Annotated in this window: 16 protein-coding genes; 1 reads left to right on the top strand and 15 read right to left on the bottom strand. The window is 67.8% G+C overall.

The window, feature by feature from the left end; translation table 11 throughout:
• Positions 1–17: 17 nt before the first annotated feature.
• The 12 genes from holA to AAFP35_RS19975 form a co-directional block, all read right to left on the bottom strand.
• Entirely contained in the window at positions 18–986 is a 969-nt protein-coding gene (gene holA / locus AAFP35_RS20030; protein WP_419223391.1) for a DNA polymerase III subunit delta, read from the bottom strand.
• Positions 979–2,535: a ComEC/Rec2 family competence protein gene (locus AAFP35_RS20025; protein ID WP_419223390.1), complete on the bottom strand. Its 1,557-nt coding sequence runs from the start codon at positions 2,533–2,535 to the stop codon at positions 979–981. Before AAFP35_RS20025 ends, holA begins: the two co-directional genes overlap by 8 nt.
• Positions 2,532–3,572: a helix-hairpin-helix domain-containing protein gene (locus AAFP35_RS20020; protein ID WP_419223389.1), complete on the bottom strand. Its 1,041-nt coding sequence runs from the start codon at positions 3,570–3,572 to the stop codon at positions 2,532–2,534. Before AAFP35_RS20020 ends, AAFP35_RS20025 begins: the two co-directional genes overlap by 4 nt.
• A 114-nt stretch (positions 3,573–3,686) precedes the next feature.
• Positions 3,687–4,535: a DegV family protein gene (locus AAFP35_RS20015; RefSeq protein ID WP_419223388.1), complete on the bottom strand. Its 849-nt coding sequence runs from the start codon at positions 4,533–4,535 to the stop codon at positions 3,687–3,689.
• Positions 4,536–4,544: 9 nt separating this feature from the next.
• Entirely contained in the window at positions 4,545–5,306 is a 762-nt protein-coding gene (gene octT / locus AAFP35_RS20010; RefSeq protein WP_419223387.1) for a diglucosylglycerate octanoyltransferase, read from the bottom strand.
• Entirely contained in the window at positions 5,303–6,016 is a 714-nt protein-coding gene (locus AAFP35_RS20005; protein ID WP_419223386.1) for a histidine phosphatase family protein, read from the bottom strand. The genes octT and AAFP35_RS20005 overlap by 4 nt, the downstream gene beginning before the upstream one ends.
• Positions 6,013–6,375 carry a ribosome silencing factor gene (gene rsfS, locus AAFP35_RS20000; protein WP_419223385.1) on the bottom strand — a complete coding sequence of 121 codons (363 nt, stop codon included), beginning with the start codon at positions 6,373–6,375 and terminating at the stop codon, positions 6,013–6,015. The genes AAFP35_RS20005 and rsfS overlap by 4 nt, the downstream gene beginning before the upstream one ends.
• Positions 6,376–6,436: 61 nt before the next feature.
• The gene (nadD, locus tag AAFP35_RS19995) at positions 6,437–7,150 is read right to left on the bottom strand and encodes a nicotinate-nucleotide adenylyltransferase (protein ID WP_419223384.1); all 714 of its coding nucleotides are present in this window, start codon (positions 7,148–7,150) and stop codon (positions 6,437–6,439) included.
• Positions 7,151–7,167: 17 nt separating this feature from the next.
• Positions 7,168–8,631, bottom strand: a complete 1,464-nt coding sequence (locus AAFP35_RS19990) for a vWA domain-containing protein (protein WP_419223383.1) — start codon at positions 8,629–8,631, stop codon at positions 7,168–7,170.
• On the bottom strand, positions 8,631–9,572 hold the full coding sequence (locus tag AAFP35_RS19985; protein ID WP_419223382.1) for an AAA family ATPase: 942 nt from the start codon (positions 9,570–9,572) through the stop codon (positions 8,631–8,633). Before AAFP35_RS19985 ends, AAFP35_RS19990 begins: the two co-directional genes overlap by 1 nt.
• Complete coding sequence (locus tag AAFP35_RS19980) at positions 9,572–10,849, bottom strand: glutamate-5-semialdehyde dehydrogenase (protein ID WP_419223381.1); 1,278 nt, start codon at positions 10,847–10,849, stop codon at positions 9,572–9,574. The genes AAFP35_RS19985 and AAFP35_RS19980 overlap by 1 nt, the downstream gene beginning before the upstream one ends.
• Before the next feature lie 131 nt (positions 10,850–10,980).
• Positions 10,981–11,592 carry a TetR/AcrR family transcriptional regulator gene (locus AAFP35_RS19975; protein ID WP_419223380.1) on the bottom strand — a complete coding sequence of 204 codons (612 nt, stop codon included), beginning with the start codon at positions 11,590–11,592 and terminating at the stop codon, positions 10,981–10,983.
• 280 nt (positions 11,593–11,872) lie between these two features.
• Between AAFP35_RS19975 and AAFP35_RS19970 the strand changes: the two genes are divergently transcribed.
• Positions 11,873–12,712, top strand: a complete 840-nt coding sequence (locus AAFP35_RS19970; RefSeq protein WP_419223379.1) for a mycofactocin-coupled SDR family oxidoreductase — start codon at positions 11,873–11,875, stop codon at positions 12,710–12,712.
• Between the two features lie 72 nt (positions 12,713–12,784).
• Here AAFP35_RS19970 and AAFP35_RS19965 read toward each other — a convergent pair whose 3' ends face one another.
• From AAFP35_RS19965 to recG, 3 genes are all read right to left on the bottom strand, one after another.
• Positions 12,785–14,239, bottom strand: coding sequence for an aldehyde dehydrogenase family protein (locus AAFP35_RS19965; RefSeq protein WP_419223413.1), 1,455 nt, complete (start codon positions 14,237–14,239; stop codon positions 12,785–12,787).
• A 217-nt stretch (positions 14,240–14,456) separates the two neighbouring features.
• Positions 14,457–15,212 (bottom strand): HNH endonuclease family protein, encoded by a 756-nt coding sequence (locus AAFP35_RS19960; protein WP_419223378.1) that lies wholly within the window; start codon positions 15,210–15,212, stop codon positions 14,457–14,459.
• An 87-nt stretch (positions 15,213–15,299) separates the two neighbouring features.
• Complete coding sequence (recG, locus tag AAFP35_RS19955) at positions 15,300–17,546, bottom strand: ATP-dependent DNA helicase RecG (RefSeq protein WP_419223377.1); 2,247 nt, start codon at positions 17,544–17,546, stop codon at positions 15,300–15,302.
• Position 17,547 lies beyond the last annotated feature (1 nt).

Below are 17,547 nucleotides of genomic sequence, written 5' to 3'. Positions count from 1 at the left end.
ATCACCGGGGCACGTGATCAGTCGCGGCGTCCCCTGGTCGGCCGCAGCTCGGCGACAGTCGCGACGGCATGTTCGAGGCTGTAGTCGGCGTCGGCGGCCTGACCCTTCACATCGCCGTTGAGGCGCGCGACCACCACGACGGCAGCCGCGATCGAGTCCGAATCCCACGCACGCGCCTGCGCCTGGACCTTCTTGACGCGGCGCGGCGGCATGCCGAGTTCCGAGGCAGCCGCGTACTGATCGGTCGATCCCATGGCCCGGACCCGGGCTATGGCATGCACCGCCTCGGCCAGCGCGTCGGCGAGCAGGACGCGCGGCACCCCGTGATGCTCGGCCCAGGCCAGCGATTCCAGCGCACCCGAGCGGTCTCCTGTGACCGCCTTGTCCGCGACCTCGAAACCGGTGATCTCCGGGCGGCCCTGATAGTAGAGGCGGACCGCGTCCACGGTGATCTTGCCGTCGGTGTCCGCGACGAGCTGACTGCAGGCGGCCGCCAACTCCCGCAGCTCCGAACCGACACCTTCCACCACCTGCTCGATGACGTCGTTGCTCACCCGCGCACCCAGTAACCGGAACTCGTTGCGCACGAAGTCCACTCGTTCCGACGGCCATTTCGGGGCGGCACACTGATGTTCGACCGCACCCACTTTCTTGAGCGCAGGCACCATCGACTTGGCGCGTCCACCGCCGGTGTGCACGACCATCAGGGTGATGCCCTCGGGCAGCTCCTTGGCCGCCTCGGCGATGAGCGCTGCGGGTTCCTTGCCGGCATCGGCGGCCGACTCGATCACGACGATGCGATCCTCGGCGAACAACGACGGGCTCAACAGCTCGGCGAGTTCGTGTTCGGTGACATCACCGGCGCGCACCCGGGTGACCGGGATGTCGTTGCCCGTGGCGGCCGACTGCTCGGCGACCACCGCGGTGATCACCCGCCCCGTCAGGAAATCGTCGTCGCCGAGCAACAGATGCAGGTGTTCACTCACGGCGACCATCGTGCCAGACGTGTGCGACACCGAGTCTGCGTGCACGCCGTCCGACGGTCCGAGCGCGTGCCGCCGCAAGGCAGGTGAGCACGATACCGACGGCCACCACACCCGCACCGACCACGCCTTCGGGGACCGCGATGCTCGCCCACGTCTGGCGCCCGAGGACCCGCGCGCAGGCCAGCATCCACCACAGCTCCGGTTCGAGCGCACGCACCAGCAGTTCGGCACAGCGTGCGCCCACACCGTCGACACCTCCCACCGACCCCAGCACCGCCGCGGCGGTCCCGACGACACCGACCACGCCGACCACCGGCACCACGACGATGTTCGCCACCAGCCCCGCCAGACTCACCTGCCCGCTCAACGCCGCCACCATCGGCGCGGTCACCAGCTGCGCGGCCAGCGCCATCGCCACAAGCTCCGCAATCCCTGCGGGAAGCCGCTTGCCCCGCAACCAATCCCGCAACCCGGCCGACCACAACACCAGCCCGGCCGTGGCCAGCACCGACAACACGAAGCCCGGAGCGACCGCGAGCTCGGGCCACCACAACAGACCGACGACGGTCGCCGCACCCAGCGCGGGCAGCGCCTGCGCCCGACGCGCCCCCGCCAACGCCGCCAGCGCGATCAGGCCCATCATCGCGGCCCGCAACACGCTCGGCGACGGCCGCACCAGGACGACGAACCCCACCACCACAACCACGCCGAAGCATGCCGTCACCCGTGGCGAAGCACCGAGCATCCGGACACCCAGCAGCACCGCGCCGGTCACGATCGCGAAATTGCTGCCCGACACAGCGATCAAATGCGAGAGTCCGGCCGCACGGAAGTCGTCGCGGACCGCATGGTCGAGTGCACTCGTGTCACCCAACACCAATCCGGGTAACAGGCCCGCGGCCTCGGGACCGAGCCCGCGGGCGGCGATGACCCCGAAGCGATGCCGCACCGCACCGGCGAGGCGTTGATGCGGTGGGGGTCTGCCGAGCATGCGAGGTGACGACACAGCCGTCAGCCGCATCGGCAGCAACGCCGCCGGCTGCGCCCGACCGATCCGGACCACCGCCGAGAAACCTTGTCCCGGAAGCATATCCGACCAACTCTGAGCCGGCCCGGCGATCTCCGCCGACATCGACCGCGCACGTCTCTCGCCCACCTGCTCGACATCGACGCGCACACGCACCCGGCCCCCGAATCCCAACGCAGTCGCATCGTCACGCGCCGTCGCGACGATCCTCACCTTGCCCTCACCCTCGGACAACGGATGTGCGCTGCGCCCCTCGATGCGCAACACGATGGCACCCGCGGTCACCGCGGCCATCCCGGTGATCACCACCGCGGTGGCCATCACCGGCCAGGACACCGACCCGCGACGAACCGCCATCAAACCCCCGGCGCAGAGCAGTGCCGACGTCCCGGTCAGCACGAGCACACCGCCGACGGGAAGGTACAGACTGCCCACGGTGACCGCCCAGACGGTCGCCGCGGGCGCGACCAGACGGTAATCGCCGGACGGCAGCACGCTCGCCCTGCTCCGGTCCCCGGTCACACGCCGACCAGGCCACGGAGCTTCGCCAGTCGGGCCGGCCCGATGCCGTCGACCTCACCGAGCTGTTCGACCGAAGTGAACCGTCCGTGCTTTTCACGCCAGGCGATGATGGCCTTGGCGGTCACCGGCCCCACCCCGGGCAGCGTGTCGAGTTGTGCCTCGGTGGCAGTGTTCAGATCGATCTTGTCCGACGCCGCCGAGGCCGACGTTCCCGACGATCCGGAGCCGCCGGTTGCCGACCCGCCGGATCCAGAGCTGCCACCCCCGGGCGATGCCTGCGTCGCACCGGACGGCCCAATGACGGCGCTGCGCAACGACATCCGACCACCACCGGCATATCCCACCAGGATCTGGTCGCCGTCGTTCAATCGCTGCGCGAGATTCAGCGAGAGCAGGTCACCGCCCGTGCGGACACCGCCTGCACGAGCGATCGCATCGGCCACACGCGCATCGCCGGGGACACGGACCAGACCGGGTTTGTGGACCAGCCCGACGACGCTGACCACCAGCTCTGAGGACGACGCACTCGACGTCGACGCGCCTGCCGCGGCCGCACCGGACGCCACAGATGGTGCCGGAGAATCTCTTTCGGCCGTCGGGCCCGCCGACTCCGGGAACGCCACGACGGCGGGCGGGTCGCCGCCACCCCGCAACAACGAGACTCCGGCCACCACACAGGCGACCACGCCGATCAGGATCAATGCCACCGCGGCGGGCGGTGCGACCGCGAACCGGCGACGCGGCAGCTTCTCGTCGTCGTCGAGATCGAGTTCACCGAAGCTGTCCCCCACCGACATTCGCATGCCGTCGCGGTCCTCGACGGCCACCGGATCGAGCCACGCGGGCGGCGGCGCGATACCCCACCCGTCGTCCGACCATCCGGTGTCGGCGCTGTCGGTCGGTCCGGCTGAGTCCGAATCGTCGGCAGGACTGTCGTTCTCCGGTGCGAGCTGCTCGTCGCGGGTCGGTGGCGGCCCCACCGGTCCACCCAATCGGTCCAGTGCACTGCGCCGACGGCCCGGCCCTGCGATGTTCATGTCGTGACGCTAACGACGCACTCGCCTGACGAATCGCGAGCAGAGCCACCGACATCCGATCTGTGGACGAACATCGGTCTGTGGAGAAATCGGCCGACGCGTCGGCCGGGAAACCTACTGCTCGATCGGATCGAGATGGGTGCCCAGCGCGACACCCAGTGCACCGGGGCCGACGTGGCAGCCGAGAATCGGCCCCAGGTCGACGATCAGTTCGGAGGTCACCACACCCAACCGCTCGCGCAACTGGCCGGCGAGCTCGGCCGCTGCGTCCGGTGCCGCGGAATGCTGGACACCGAGCACCACGGGGCGTCCGGCTGCCGATTCGACGGTGGCGTCGACCATCTTGGCGACGGCCTTGGAGAACGTCCGATGCCGTTCCTTGAGGGTCAGCAGACCGTCGGCCATGTGCAGGATCGGTTTGATCGACAGCGCCGACCCGAGCATCTTGCTCGCCGCACTGATCCGACCGCTCTGCCGTAGGTTCTCCAGTTGCTGTACACACAGCATCGAGTCGACTGTCGCGGCCTGTCGGATCGCCGCCTCGTACACGCGATCACGGTCGGCACCGGCCGCGCCCGCCTGCGCCGCGCCGATCGCGGTGAACCCGACCGCCAGACCCACCGACCGCGAATCCACCACACGTACCTGGCCGGAGAACTGCTCGGCGGCGATGCGGGCGGCACCCCATGTCCCCGATAGTCTGCGCGACATGTGCACCGCGACCACCCCGTCGCCGTCACTGGCCGCCAACGCCTCTTCGTAGGCGGCGGCGAGTTCGTGCGGGTTGGCCCCCGAGGTGCTCACACCCGGTGTGGTGACGATGTCGGCCGGGATGTCGTCGACACCTTCGAGATAGTCGGTGCCGTCGATCCCCAGGTGCAGTGGGACCTGACGGATCCCGTAGCGAGCCGCGAGAGGATCGGGCAGTCGCGACGAGGAATCGGTGACGACGACGACAGGCACGCGTCTACGTTATCCCGTGTGCTCGGCGTCGGTGGCGGGCGTGTCGAGCGACCCCACCGACCGGTCCACGAGCAGGTCGCGCACCCGTGGGACGACCACGTCGGCGATGCCGCGATGGCAGTCGAACCCCCAGTGGATCCCGTCGGGATTCATCTCGGAGTCGGCTGCCGCGAATGCGTCGCGGGTGACCGGATAGAAGTCGGCGGTGGCCAAACCGTGCCGGTCCGCCCAAGCCGCCATCGCGGCGGTGGTCGGGATGCGGCCGTCGTGGACATGTCCGTAGTAGGGGCTGCGATGGGTGGGCGGCAGGCACACCACGATCGGCAGATCGGGCCGCAACTGCGTCACGGCCGCCCGGATCTTCTCCAGATACTCCACGGTCACCTTGGGCGGCAACGCCATCGGCCAGCCCACCGGCGACAGGCGCGGCTGCACCCACGAATAGGCGTCGCGGACCACCTGACGCAACCGGTTCGGCCGCAGGTACCTGATCTGCTCGCGCAGCGCGGTCGGCAGCGGTGACGGGAGGCTGTCCATCCCGCCGAACGCGAGGACCAGCACCTCGGCGTGCGGAACGGCGGCCCAGATGTTCGGGTCCTGGGTGAGTGCCCACCAGACGTCGCGACTGGTCCATCCGATCCGCCCGAAGAGTTGCACCTCGCGGTCGCAGTCCTCCCCCACGAGATTCGGCCAGATACGCGGGTCGTCGGCGGCCAGCCCACCGGTCGGCCCGTAGTAGGCGAGCGAGTCCGACAGCACCAGCACCGTCATTGGACAGCCGCATCCGCGCTCTCGGCCGACGCGTTCCACACGTCGAGCCGCCAGCGTGGTTCGCTGCCGGGCAACCCGTGCCCGGACAGTTGCACCCAGCTGGTGTTGGCCAGCCCGCCGAAAACCGGCCACGACGATTCGTCCAGGCCGAGCAGGGCGGCGGTCAGGGCGGCGATCACCCCGCCGTGGGCCACCAGCACAACCGGCGCCTCCGGGGTGTCGCCGCTGCCCCAGTCGGTCCGGGCGGCAACGAGTTCGGCGACCAGCGGCGCGGCCCGGCGGGCGACGTCGATGCGGCTCTCGCCGTTCGGCGGCCGCCACGATGCGTCGTCGCGCCACAGGCGCCGGGCGCCGGGCATCGCGTCGTCGACCTCGTGGTGTGTCAGGCCCTGCCAGTCGCCGAGATGTGTCTCGCGCAGCCGGGTGTCGGTGGTGACCGACAACCCGGACCGCGACGCGAGTGCCTCGGCCGTGTCACGCGCCCGGCGCAGATCCGACGACACGATCAGCAGCGGATCGCGCTCGGCAAGAACCTGTGCGGCGGTCGCTGCCTGACGCACACCGAGGTCGGACAGGTCGGTGTCGAGCTGGCCCTGCATACGGCTGTTCGCGTTGTACTCGGTCTGTCCGTGCCGCAGGAGGATGAGTCGCCGCACCACCGGGGTCAATCGTTCGACCGAGGTGTCGTGGCTGTCGGGTCCCCCGCTCACGCCGGCCCGTCCACGTCGATGATCGGACAGTCCTTCCAGAGTCGTTCCAGCGCGTAGAACTCTCGCTCCTCGGAGTGCAGGATGTGCACGACGATGTCGGCGTAGTCGATGAGCGACCAACGACCCTCACGGGTGCCCTCGCGGCGAACCGGTTTGTGGCCGGCCTCGCGCAGCTTGTCCTCGACCTCGTCGACGATCGAATTGACCTGGCGCTCGTTGTCGGCGGAGGCGATCACGAAGATGTCGGTGATCACGAGCTGTTCGGAGACATCGATGACGGTGACGTCGTGGGCGAGTTTGTCGGCAGCGGCATGTGCCGCGATGGTGGCCATCTCCACAGCTTCGGCTGAGGCAGTCACACAAGTCCTTCCATTGGGTTCGGAGTCGGCACTCCGATCGGGTCGGTCGATGGACCTTCGGTCACGGTGCCGAGACGCCCGGGGAAGACGCCCTCGGTACTCGGTACAGCTTGCGCTTGGCGATGTACTGCACGACCCCGTCCGGCACGAGGTACCACACCGGCCGACCACGTGCCGCGCGCGCACGGCATTCGGTGGACGAGATGGCCAGCGCCGGGATCTCGAGCATCTTCAGGGTGTCCGCAGGCAACGCCGCCAGGTACTGGGTCAGGTGTTTGGCATGCAATTCATAGCCCGGGCGGCTGACGCCGACGAAGTTGGCGAGCTCGAACAACTCCTCCCAATGCTGCCAGGACAGGATCGACTCCAACGCATCCGCCCCGGTGATGAAGAAGAGCTCGGCGTCGGGGTGGACCTTGCGAAGGTCGCGCAGCGTGTCGACGGTGTAGGTGTAGCCCTCACGGTCGATGTCCACACGACTCACCGAGAACCGCGGATTGGACGCCGTCGCGATCACCGTCATCAGGTAACGGTCCTCGGCGGGGCTGACGGCCCGCGACGAATCCCGACCGTCACCGTCCGCCGCGGTCTCGTCGGCGTCGGTGAGCTTCTGCCAGGGTCGGCCGGTCGGCACGAAGATGACCTCGTCGAGCGCGAACCGGTGTTGGACCTCGCTCGCGGCCACGAGGTGCCCGTTGTGGATGGGATCGAAGGTGCCGCCCATGACGCCGATGCGACGCGCACGCGGGTGCGGAGACGGCCGCTCGGTGGACATGGCGTGAGAGTTTACGCTCACACCGGCAACAGGTCGGCGATCGCACGCCCGAGTTGCGTCGCATTCCGGCACTCGAACATCTCGATGACGTCGGCGTACTCGTCGGCCGCGGAGTCGCCGGTCCCCCAGTTCCGACGCGCCTCCGGGTTCAGCCAGTACGCGTGCCGCGCGCGTTCGGTCAGCTCGCGCAGGGCGCCGAGACGCGGATCGTGATAATTCGTCCGGCCGTCGCCGAGGATCAGCAACGCGCCCCGATGCGTGAGCGACTCGCTGTACTCGTCGACGAAACCCTTGAGCATGTTGCCGTAGTCGGAGTGTCCGTCGCGCGTGCTGATCCGCGCGGTACTGATCATCCGATGCATGTTGGCACCGAAGTCCTCATCGTCGGGGCTCCGGTCGAAATAGTCGGTCACCTCGTCCACGGTGTCCACGAAGGCGAACACCCGAACCTTCGAGAATTGTTGTCGCAGAGCATAAACCAGACGCAGCGTGAACTGCGAGAAACCGGCCACCGATCCGGAGACGTCACAGATGATGACCAATTCCGGCCGACCGGGCCGCGGTTTGCGGTGCGTGAGTTCGATGGGCACCCCGCCGGTGGACATCGACCGGCGCAGTGTCTGTCGCACATCCACCGCACCGCGGTGTGCGCGCCGACGACGGATCTCCAGCTTCGCGGCCAGCAGACGCGCCAACGGCTCCACGGTGCGCCGGATCTCGGCGAGTTCGGTGGCACCGGCGGTCAGGAAGTTGATGTTCTCCGGGAGATCGGGCACCGCATAGTCGGCGACCCGGTCGCGCCCCTTCGCCCCGGCCATCCGACGCTGGGTCTCCGACTCGATCCCCGCTCGCAGGTCGGCAGCCCGCTGACGCGCCGCCCGCCGGTACATCGGTTCGGTCCCCGGCCGATCGCCCAGTTCCCCGTCGTCGGATGTGGCCCCGGCCAGGGCGGCGGCGATCTTGGCGATGAGTGTCTGCGGGTTCACCACCGACAGCGACTGGTAGGCCGAGAAGGCCTCGCCGCGGGTCGATTCGTACCGGCCGAACCGGTCGACGATCAACGAGATCATCTGGTCGAGCCTGCCGTCGGTGGCGGCCTGGTCGTCGGCCAGCAGTTGTGCCAGGGCGTCGCGCATGGCCTCGACGTCGATCTCGCCGTCCTCGGCTCGCGGAAGGTCGGTGACCACGGTCCGCGCCCCCGTCCCCAGCGGGAACCACAGGTCGAAGACGATGTCGAACACGCGCCGGTGCATGTGGTCGCTGATCAGGGTGGCGGCCAGCCCCTCGCGGAGACTGCGACGATCCAGCAGGTCGAGGACCGACACCGCGCGGGATGCATCGATGAGCGATGACGGCCCCACCACGATTCCCCGACCACGGAGTTCGTCGACGAACCCGGCCAGGTGGTCGACGATCGGGACCGCGGCGGCGGGTGCCGTTTCGGACCCGCCGGCCCGACTCCCGGAGGCGGGGCCGCTCATCAGCCCAACTTGAGTTCTTTGAGGGCCGTCTTCAGATCCGGCCGATGCTTGAGCACCACGCCCAGCGTCCGGGCGATCAGGCCCTCGTCGATCTTGTCCGCGCCACCCGAGCCGGAGCCCTGCCCGCCGGTCTCCCCTGCACCGAGGGCGAGCACCGTGTTGGCCCAGTCGATCGTTTCGGCGACCGACGGCTTCTTGCGGATGTCCAGGGTGCGCAGCACCCCGACGATACGAACCAACTCGGCCGACAGCGCCTGCGACAGATGCGGCACACGGGACGCGAGGATCTCGCGCTCACGAGCCGCGTCCGGGAAGTCGATGTAGAGGTACAGGCAGCGCCGTTTGAGGGCTTCCGACAGATCGCGGGTGGCATTGGAGGTGAGCAGCACGATCGGACGCCGCGAGGCGGCGACCGTGCCCATCTCCGGAATCGTGACGGCGAAGTCACTGAGCACCTCGAGCAGCAGGCCCTCCATGTCGACGTCGGCCTTGTCGACCTCGTCGATCAACAGCACCGTCGGCCCCGACCGTGAGATCGCCTTGAGCAGAGGCCGCGGCAACAGGAACTCATCGGAGAAGATGTCGGTCTTCGCCTCTTCCCACGCGCGGTTCCCGGTCGCCTGGATGTGCAGGATCTGCTTCGCGTGATTCCACTCGTAGAGTGCACGCGCCTCGTCGATGCCCTCGTAGCACTGCAACCGGATCAGCTCGGCGTCGGTCGCCTGCGAGATCGCCCGTGCGAGTTCGGTTTTACCCACACCGGCGGGGCCCTCGACGAGCAGCGGCTTGCCCAGGTGGTCGGCGAGGTAGGTGGCGGTCGCGGTGGCGTCGTCGGCCAGATAGCCGGTGGCGCGCAACCGGTTCACCACGTCGGGGACATCGGTGAAGGTCGGCACGGTGGTCGGGCCCGCCGCAGCAGCCGACGTGTCAGCGGCCGACATCACGCGGGCCTGATGTGGCCGTCGCCCCAGACGATCCACTTGGTCGAGGTGAGTTCGGGCAGACCCATCGGGCCCCGCGCGTGCAGCTTCTGGGTGGAGATGCCGATCTCGGCACCGAACCCGAACTGCTCGCCGTCGGTGAAGGCGGTCGACGCGTTCACCATGACGGCCGCCGCATCCACGCGCTGGGTGAACTCACGGGCGGCGGCGAGGTCGGTCGTCAGGATCGCCTCGGTGTGCCCGGTGCCGTAGGTGTCGATGTGCGCGACAGCGGCGTCGAGGTCGTCGACGATCTTCATCGCGATGTCCATCGACAGGTACTCGTCGGCCCAGTCGGCCTCGGTCGCCGGCTCCATTCCGGGTTCGTCGCCGTGCACGACGACACCCTGCGACTGCAGCGCCTGCATGAACTTCGGCAACGCGTCGGCGGCGACGGCCTTGTCCACCAACACCGTCTCAGCCGTGTTGCAGACGCTCGGGCGCCTGGTCTTGGAGTTCAGGATCACCCGGGTCGCCACATCGAGGTCGGCCAGCGCGTGGACGTACACGTGGCAGTTGCCGGTACCCGTCTCGATGGTCGGCACGGTCGCGTTGGCGACCACCGCGTTGATGAGGCCCGCGCCGCCACGCGGGATCACCACGTCCACCAGGCCGCGGGCGCGGATCAGCGCGGTCACGCTCGCCCGGTCCTCGCTGGGCAGCAGGGCCACCGCATCGGGCGAGACGCCCTCGTCACGCAACACCGCGCGCAGGATGCGCACGAGTTCGGCGTTCGAGTCCGCGGCCGACGACGAACCACGCAGCAGCACGGCGTTGCCGGACTTGAACGCGATGCCGAAAGCGTCGACGGTCACGTTGGGCCGGGCCTCGTAGACCATGCCGACGACGCCGAGCGGCACGCGGACCTGCCGCAACTCGAGACCGTTCGGCAGGGTCTTGCCGCTGACCACCTCGCCGATGGGGTCGGGCAGCGCGGCGACCTGTCGTAGTCCGTCGGCGATCCCCACGATGCGTGCAGGTGTGAGTCGTAGCCGATCGACGAGGCTCGCCTCGGTACCGTTCGCATCGGCACGCGCGACGTCGGCGGCGTTGGCGGCGAGGATGCCCTCACCACCCGCTTCGACGGCGTCGGCGGCGGCGAGCAGGACCTTGTTCTTGGCGGCCGCGGTCAAGCCGCCCAGGGCGCGTGATGCCGCGCGGGCTGCGGTGGCGAGACCGGTGACGACCTTCTCGATGTCGTCGGCGGTCACACCGGGTTCGGCAGTGGGTGCGCTCATGGAAATCCTCGACTACTCCGGCGAAATCTTGTCTCGTCCCAGAGTAACCGGGCAGCGCCGACGGGCATCCACCAGCGTCCGGGGCCGCGCGGCCGATTCTGCGCCGGTGCGCGCCCGTCGCGGCGCCCCGGTCATTCGTCGGACCCGTCGAACCGCGGGAAGTCTCCCTCGTCGAGAACATCGGAGACCTTTCCGACGATCCACTCGACCGCGGCGAGTGCCGTGTCGTGATCCAGACCCCATGCCCCGGTGAGCCGTTCATAGGTGGGCGGATTCCACAGCACGTCGATGATGGCGGCGGCGACCTGTCGCTGACGGTCGGTGAAATCGGGTGCGTGCCCGGCCACCGCCTTGACCAGAGCCATCCGGCGGCGTTCATCGGCACCGATGAACGCCTCCCCGGTGAACGTCGCGATCGTCTGCGGTGTGGAATACCGCTGCAGAGACTCGAAGACCTTGGCCGCCATCTGCCCCACGTCCTTGAGTTCCACGCCGTCGTAATCCATGCCGGCCTCGTCCTCCAACTCGGCCATCACCGCGTCGTGCAGGTGACGCTCCGTGGGGAAATATCGGTACACGGTGCGATCGCTGACACCCGCCCGCTCGGCCACGGCCCGGAACGTCAACCCATCCCAATTCCAGCTCTCGAATTCGTGGACGAGCGCTGCGCCCGCGCCGACGATGCGTTTACGCGTCCGCTCCACCTGCGCGGGGCGCGAGATCCGTTGCTGCGCCGGTCCCACTGAGTGGTCCTGAACCATTGACAACCGCCTCTAGCTGGTGTCAGTCTACTGACAGAATTTTGGTGGGTTCAGTGTCGCACAGTGCACGCAATCCTCGAGTACCAACCCGGCACGCCCACCGGATGCGCTCTACCGCAGGGGGTGGCATGAGACGGGAATCAACCTGTCGCACAACACTTCCTGCACCCGATGAATGACCGCGGCAGCACCGGTGACGATCGGGCGGTCGCTTGGCAGTCCTCTCGAAATCTAGGGAATTCCAACGGAAATGGGGTATTCGATGACAGGTCGCGTAGAAGGAAAGGTTGCGCTGGTCACCGGGGCGGCGCGCGGACAGGGGCGCAGCCACGCGGTGCGTCTGGCACAGGAGGGCGCCGACATCATCGCGGTCGACATCTGCCGCCCCGTCGTCGAGGACACACCGATCCCGGCGTCCACCTCGGCGGATCTGGCCGAGACCGCCGACATGGTCAAGGCCCTCGACCGCCGTATCGTCACCGCCGAGGTCGACGTCCGCGACTTCGACGCACTGAAGTCCGCAGTGGACAGCGGCGTAGAACAGCTCGGTCGCCTCGACATCATCGTCGCCAACGCGGGCATCGGCAACGGCGGTGACACGCTGGACAAGACCAGCGAGCACGACTGGCAGGAAATGATCGACGTCAACCTGAGCTCGGTCTGGAAGACCGTGAAAGCAGGTGTGGGACACGTTATCTCCGGCGGCGAAGGCGGATCGATCATCCTCACCAGTTCGGTCGGCGGCCTCAAGGCGTACCCGAACTGTGGCAACTATGTGGCCGCCAAACACGGCGTCGTCGGCGTGATGCGCAGCTTCGCCGTGGAACTCGGTCAGCACAACATCCGGGTCAACTCGGTGCACCCGACCAACGTGAACACGCCGATGTTCATGAACGAGGGCACCATGAAGATGTTCCGTCCGGACCTCGAGAACCCGGGCCCCGACGACCTGCTGCCCATCGGACAGATGATGCATGTGCTGCCCATCGGCTGGGTGGAGCCCGAGGACATCAGCAATGCGGTGCTCTTCCTGGCCTCCGACGAATCCCGGTTCGTCACCGGTCTGGAACTGACCGTCGACGGCGGCAGCTGCTTGAAATAGTCGTCACCGCAACGGGTAACGCGCCCCGAGGTTCTCCTCGGGGCGCGTTACCCGTTGTCGTCGGGGCATCCGTCAGATCTGCGCCCAGATCGACTTGGTCTGCATGTAGGCCTCGATACCCTCGCGACCGAACTCATGCCCCCACCCGGACTGCTTGTAGCCGCCGAACGGCACCGAGTGGTCGAACACCAACTGGCAGTTCAGCGTGACGGTTCCCGCTTCGAGTCGTCGTGCGATGTTGTTGGCACGGGCCAGGTTCTCCGTCCACACCGTGGCCGCGAGGCCGTAGGTGGTGTCGTTGGCCAGCTTCACGGCCTCGTCGTCGTCGTCGAACGGCAGCACCGGCACGACCGGACCGAAGATCTCCTCCTGGTACAGACGCATGCCGGGGTCGACGTTGGTCAGCACCGTGGGATGGACGAAATACCCCTTGCGATCCAGCCGGTGGCCGCCGGTCACGACCTCCACGCCGTCGGATTTGCCCTCGTCGATGTAGCCCATGACCCGCTTGAGCTGCTTGTCGGAGATCAGCGGACCGATGTGCACGTCCTCTTCTTTCGGGCCGCCCAGGTTCAGCGAATTGGCCACGCCCGCAATACCTTCGAGAACCTGGTCGTAGACGTTGCGGTGCACGAAGATCCGCGATCCGCAGACACAGCCCTGGCCTGAGTGCACGAAGATGCCCATGGCGGCCATCAGGATGGCCATGTCGAGGTCGGCATCGTCGTAGATCAGCACCGGCGACTTGCCACCGAGTTCGAGCATGACCTTCTTCAGGTTGCCCGCCGACGCCGCGATGATCTGTTTGCCGACCTCGGTCGACCCGGTGAAGGCGATCTTGTCGACGTCGGGATGCACCGACAACGCGGCACCCGCGGTGTGTCCGTAGCCGAGCACCAGGTTCACCACCCCGTCCGGGACACCGGCCTCGGCGAGGATGCGTTCGAGCAGGAAGGCCGACAGCGGTGTCTCCTCGGCCGCCTTCACCACGCTGCTGCAGCCGGCGGCCAAGGCCGGTGCGATCTTGGCGCAGGCGTTGAAGATCGGCCCGTTCCACGGGAAGATCAGGCCGACCACACCGTACGGTTCCTTACGGGTGTAGGCCTGCATGTTGGCATGGGCACCCGAGACACCGCCTGCCATCTGCACATCGTGCGCGGTGCCGTTCATCTTGGTGCACCAGCCCGCGTAATAGCGGAAGAACTCCGCACAGGTCGGCACGATCATCTGCGCCTGCGCCAGCGGCATGCCGGTGTTGAGCGAATCCAACTGGGCGATGTCGTCGGCATACTTGTCGATCAGATCGCCGATGCGCCACAGCACCTTGGCGCGGTCGCGATCGCTCATGCCGACCCACACACCGGCGTCGAATGACTCGCGTGCGCGCGCGACGGCGGCGTCGACGGCCGCCGCACCCCCGTCGGCGAACTCGCTGATCTGTTCTTCTGTGGCCGGATCGATGACCGGGATGACGTCTCCGTCCCCCGGCCGTTTCGCAATGTCGTCCAAGACCGCCTGCAGCGTCATCGTGATCCCCTTCTCGCCGCCTGCGTCGGCGGCAGTGATGTGAGTTGTCACCAGAACCAGGGCGCGACCGGCATGGTCGGATGCCACGACGCGGACACGCCCCAATGTCAGAACACTGACACGAAACCCCGAGGGTGTCAACGACGTTCTCTCAATACGCGAACACCAATCTCCCCGCCATGCCGGCCGCCGGGTCAGTCGTGATGATCGGCGCAGGTCAACAGCTTCGCAGTGCCCCGAGCAGGACGTCGCGGGAGCGGCGGTCGAGCGCCAGTCCGTAGGTCCCCGAGACCATGACGAACTCGATGGCGTATTGGCAGTGGAACCCGTCGTCGGGTGGCATCCACCGCGCCGGCTCGTGATCGGACTTCGTCAGGTTGGATGACGCGTCGACCGCGACGAGATTCGCCGGATCGTTGGCGAAGTCCGCCCGCCGCCCCGGTGCCCAGGCCCACGCCCCCATGTCCCAGGCGTACGCCAGCGGCACGATGTGGTCGATCTGCACCGCGCCCGCATGCCCGTCGCGTCGAAACACCAGGAACTCACCGGTGTAGGGACTGCGGAACTCGCCCGACATCACCGCCGTCGGGCAGGATCGCACCGGGGCGCGACGGGTGTCGCGCAGGTCGCGGGCCAGCACGTCGTTGCGGGTGTCACAACCGTTGGCGCCGTCGACGACCCGGACATCGTCGGTCCACGCCGCGCCGAACGCCTCGCGCTGGTAATCGTCGCGCGCGGGCCGCCGGGCCGCGATGTCGATCACCGACAATTCGGATACGGCGATCTGCGCACGTCGTGCCACTGCGGGGTCGGAGGGCACGTCGTCGGGCAGCGCAGTGCCGATGGCGACGAGTACGGCACTGCCCACGCACACGGCCGCGATCAGCCACCATCGCAACGGCCATTCGACACCGCGATACCCCGATCGCCGCCATGACCCGACGATCGTCGCGATCGACTCGAGCTGCCGCATCCGCGCCCCTCCCCGTCCGCCCCTCCCCGTCCCAGGGTTGGACGTCACCGCGACGCAGACGGTTCCGGGGCCGACTGGTGCCGGCCGCTAGGACTTGTCGAGGTATTCGACCTTCTGCGGGATCAGGATCGCGTCGACCAGATCGGCGAGCGAGCGGTGCCGCTCGAGTTCGAGGTCACCGCCGACGACTTCCTCGGCGAACTCTCGCGCGTCGGCGATGACGTCGGCATCGGCCATCAGCGACAGGAACCGCAGAGACGACGTGCCACCGGACTGCAGTGAGCCCAGCACATCACCCTCCCGACGCTGCTCCAGGTCGACGCGGGCCAGCTCGAAACCGTCGTTCGACGACTCGACGGCCCGCAACCGCTGCATCGCTTGCGAGATCTGCGGTGCAGAGGTCATCAGCAGGCACAGTCCGGGATGGCGACCACGGCCGACACGACCGCGCAACTGATGCAGCTGGCTGACACCGAATCGCTCCGCGTCGACGATGACCATCATCGTGGCGTTGGGCACGTCGACACCGACCTCGATGACGGTGGTGGACACCACCAGGTCGACCTCGCCGCGCCCGAACGCGTCCATCACCGAGTTCTTCTCCTCGGCAGGCAGACGGCCGTGCAGCATCTCGATGCGGAACCCACCGAGCGGACCGGTCAGCAGTTCCGCGTACTGATCGAGGACCGACGTCGTCTTGGCCGCCGGGTTCTCCTCGTCGGTGGAACGTCGCTTCGACTTCTTGGCATCCGGGTCGTCGCCGATACGTGAACAGACCACGTAGACCTGTCGACCGGCGGTCATCTCCTCGGCGGCGCGCGCCCACGCCCGGTCCACCCATGCGTCGTTGCCCATCGGGACCACCGAGGTGCTGATCGGCTGACGCCCACGCGGGAGCTCACGCAACACCGACGTCTCCAGGTCGCCGAAGACCGTCATCGCGACCGTCCTCGGAATCGGCGTCGCGGTCATCACCAGGAAGTGCGGCATCAGACCGTCTCTCCCCTTGCCCCGCAGTACATCTCGCTGTTCGACGCCGAAGCGATGCTGCTCGTCGACGACCACCATGCCCAGATCGAAGAACGAGACGTTCTCCTCGAGCAGGGCATGCGTCCCGACGACGATGCCCGCCGTCCCGCTCACCACGTCGAGCAATGTCTGTCGCTTGCCCGCCGTCTTCATCGAGCCGGTCAACAGCGCGATGGTCGTGGCGCCGTCGGCGGCGCCGAGCTCACCGGCAGACGCAAGGTCTCCCAGCATGGTGCGCATCGTCCGATAATGCTGTGCTGCAAGAACTTCGGTCGGCGCGAGGATCACACATTGATGACCGTTGTCGACAACTCGCAGCATCGCCAGCAACGAGACGAGGGTTTTGCCCGAGCCGACCTCGCCCTGCAGCAACCTGCTCATCGGTGCCGATCGGCCCAGTTCCGCACCGATCTCGGCGACGACGCCCTGCTGTCCGTCGGTGAGCGTGAACGGCAACCGCGCGGTGAGCGCATCCTCCAGCCCGTCGGGCACATGCGGGCACGGGGGTGCCATCTCCTCACGACCGGCGATCCGGCGCCGCGCGAGTACCGTCTGGATCGCCAGCGCCTCATCGAATTTCAGCCGCAGCGACGCGGTCTCGATATCCTCGGAGGTCTCGGGCAGATGTATCCGATGTAGCGCCTCGGCCGTGCTGATCAGACCGCGTCGGGTCCTCTGCTCCTCGGTCAGTGCATCCTCGATGACCGTGTCGTCGCCGAAGGCCGCCAGCACCTTGCGAACCGCATTCCAGATGGTCCAGGTCTGGATGTCCTTGGTGGCCGGGTAGATCGGCACGATCGCACGGTCCAGGTCGACGAGTTCGACGTCACCGCCGGATTTCTCGCTCTCGGCCGCATAGATCTCCGCGAGCATCCCCGTCCCGACGACGCGTTCCACCTCGGGATCACCGTCGGGCACAATCGCCCACTCCGGATGCGACAGCTGCACCTTGCCGTTGAAGGTCTTCACCTTGCCGGCCATCATCACCCGTGCACCCGATGTCAGCTTGTGCTGGATGTACCGGGCGTTGAAGAAGTTCGCCTCATACGTGTGGTTGCCGTCGGTGACGGTCACCTTGAGGAACTGGCCGTGCCGCTTGCGCATCTGGATCATCCGCGATCCGGTGATACGCCCGAGGATGGTCACCCATTCGTCGTCTGCGGGCAGTTCGTCCTCGGACAGTTGCCCCTGGCGCACATACCGCCGGGGCGCGTAGCGCAACAGCTCACCGACGGTGCTCACCGAGATCGATTCCAGCTTGGCAGTCACCTGCGGACCGAGGACGGCCTCGAGCGAGTCCGACATC

Source organism: Gordonia sp. CPCC 206044 (assembly GCF_048537895.1).
GTDB lineage: Bacteria > Actinomycetota > Actinomycetes > Mycobacteriales > Mycobacteriaceae > Gordonia.
Note: the sequence above shows the minus strand (reverse complement) of the source record. Positions and strands in the feature narration are given on the sequence as shown.

Coding starts and splice junctions, on each gene's coding strand:
- AAFP35_RS20020 (WP_419223389.1), bottom strand. CDS start 3,572: ATGAACATCGCAGGGCCGGGCCGTCGGCGCAGTGCACTGGACCGATTG.
- octT (WP_419223387.1), bottom strand. CDS start 5,306: ATGACGGTGCTGGTGCTGTCGGACTCGCTCGCCTACTACGGGCCGACC.
- nadD (WP_419223384.1), bottom strand. CDS start 7,150: ATGTCCACCGAGCGGCCGTCTCCGCACCCGCGTGCGCGTCGCATCGGC.
- AAFP35_RS19990 (WP_419223383.1), bottom strand. CDS start 8,631: ATGAGCGGCCCCGCCTCCGGGAGTCGGGCCGGCGGGTCCGAAACGGCA.
- AAFP35_RS19985 (WP_419223382.1), bottom strand. CDS start 9,572: ATGTCGGCCGCTGACACGTCGGCTGCTGCGGCGGGCCCGACCACCGTG.
- AAFP35_RS19980 (WP_419223381.1), bottom strand. CDS start 10,849: ATGAGCGCACCCACTGCCGAACCCGGTGTGACCGCCGACGACATCGAG.
- AAFP35_RS19970 (WP_419223379.1), top strand. CDS start 11,873: ATGACAGGTCGCGTAGAAGGAAAGGTTGCGCTGGTCACCGGGGCGGCG.
- AAFP35_RS19965 (WP_419223413.1), bottom strand. CDS start 14,239: ATGACGCTGCAGGCGGTCTTGGACGACATTGCGAAACGGCCGGGGGAC.
- AAFP35_RS19960 (WP_419223378.1), bottom strand. CDS start 15,212: ATGCGGCAGCTCGAGTCGATCGCGACGATCGTCGGGTCATGGCGGCGA.
- recG (WP_419223377.1), bottom strand. CDS start 17,546: ATGTCGGACTCGCTCGAGGCCGTCCTCGGTCCGCAGGTGACTGCCAAG.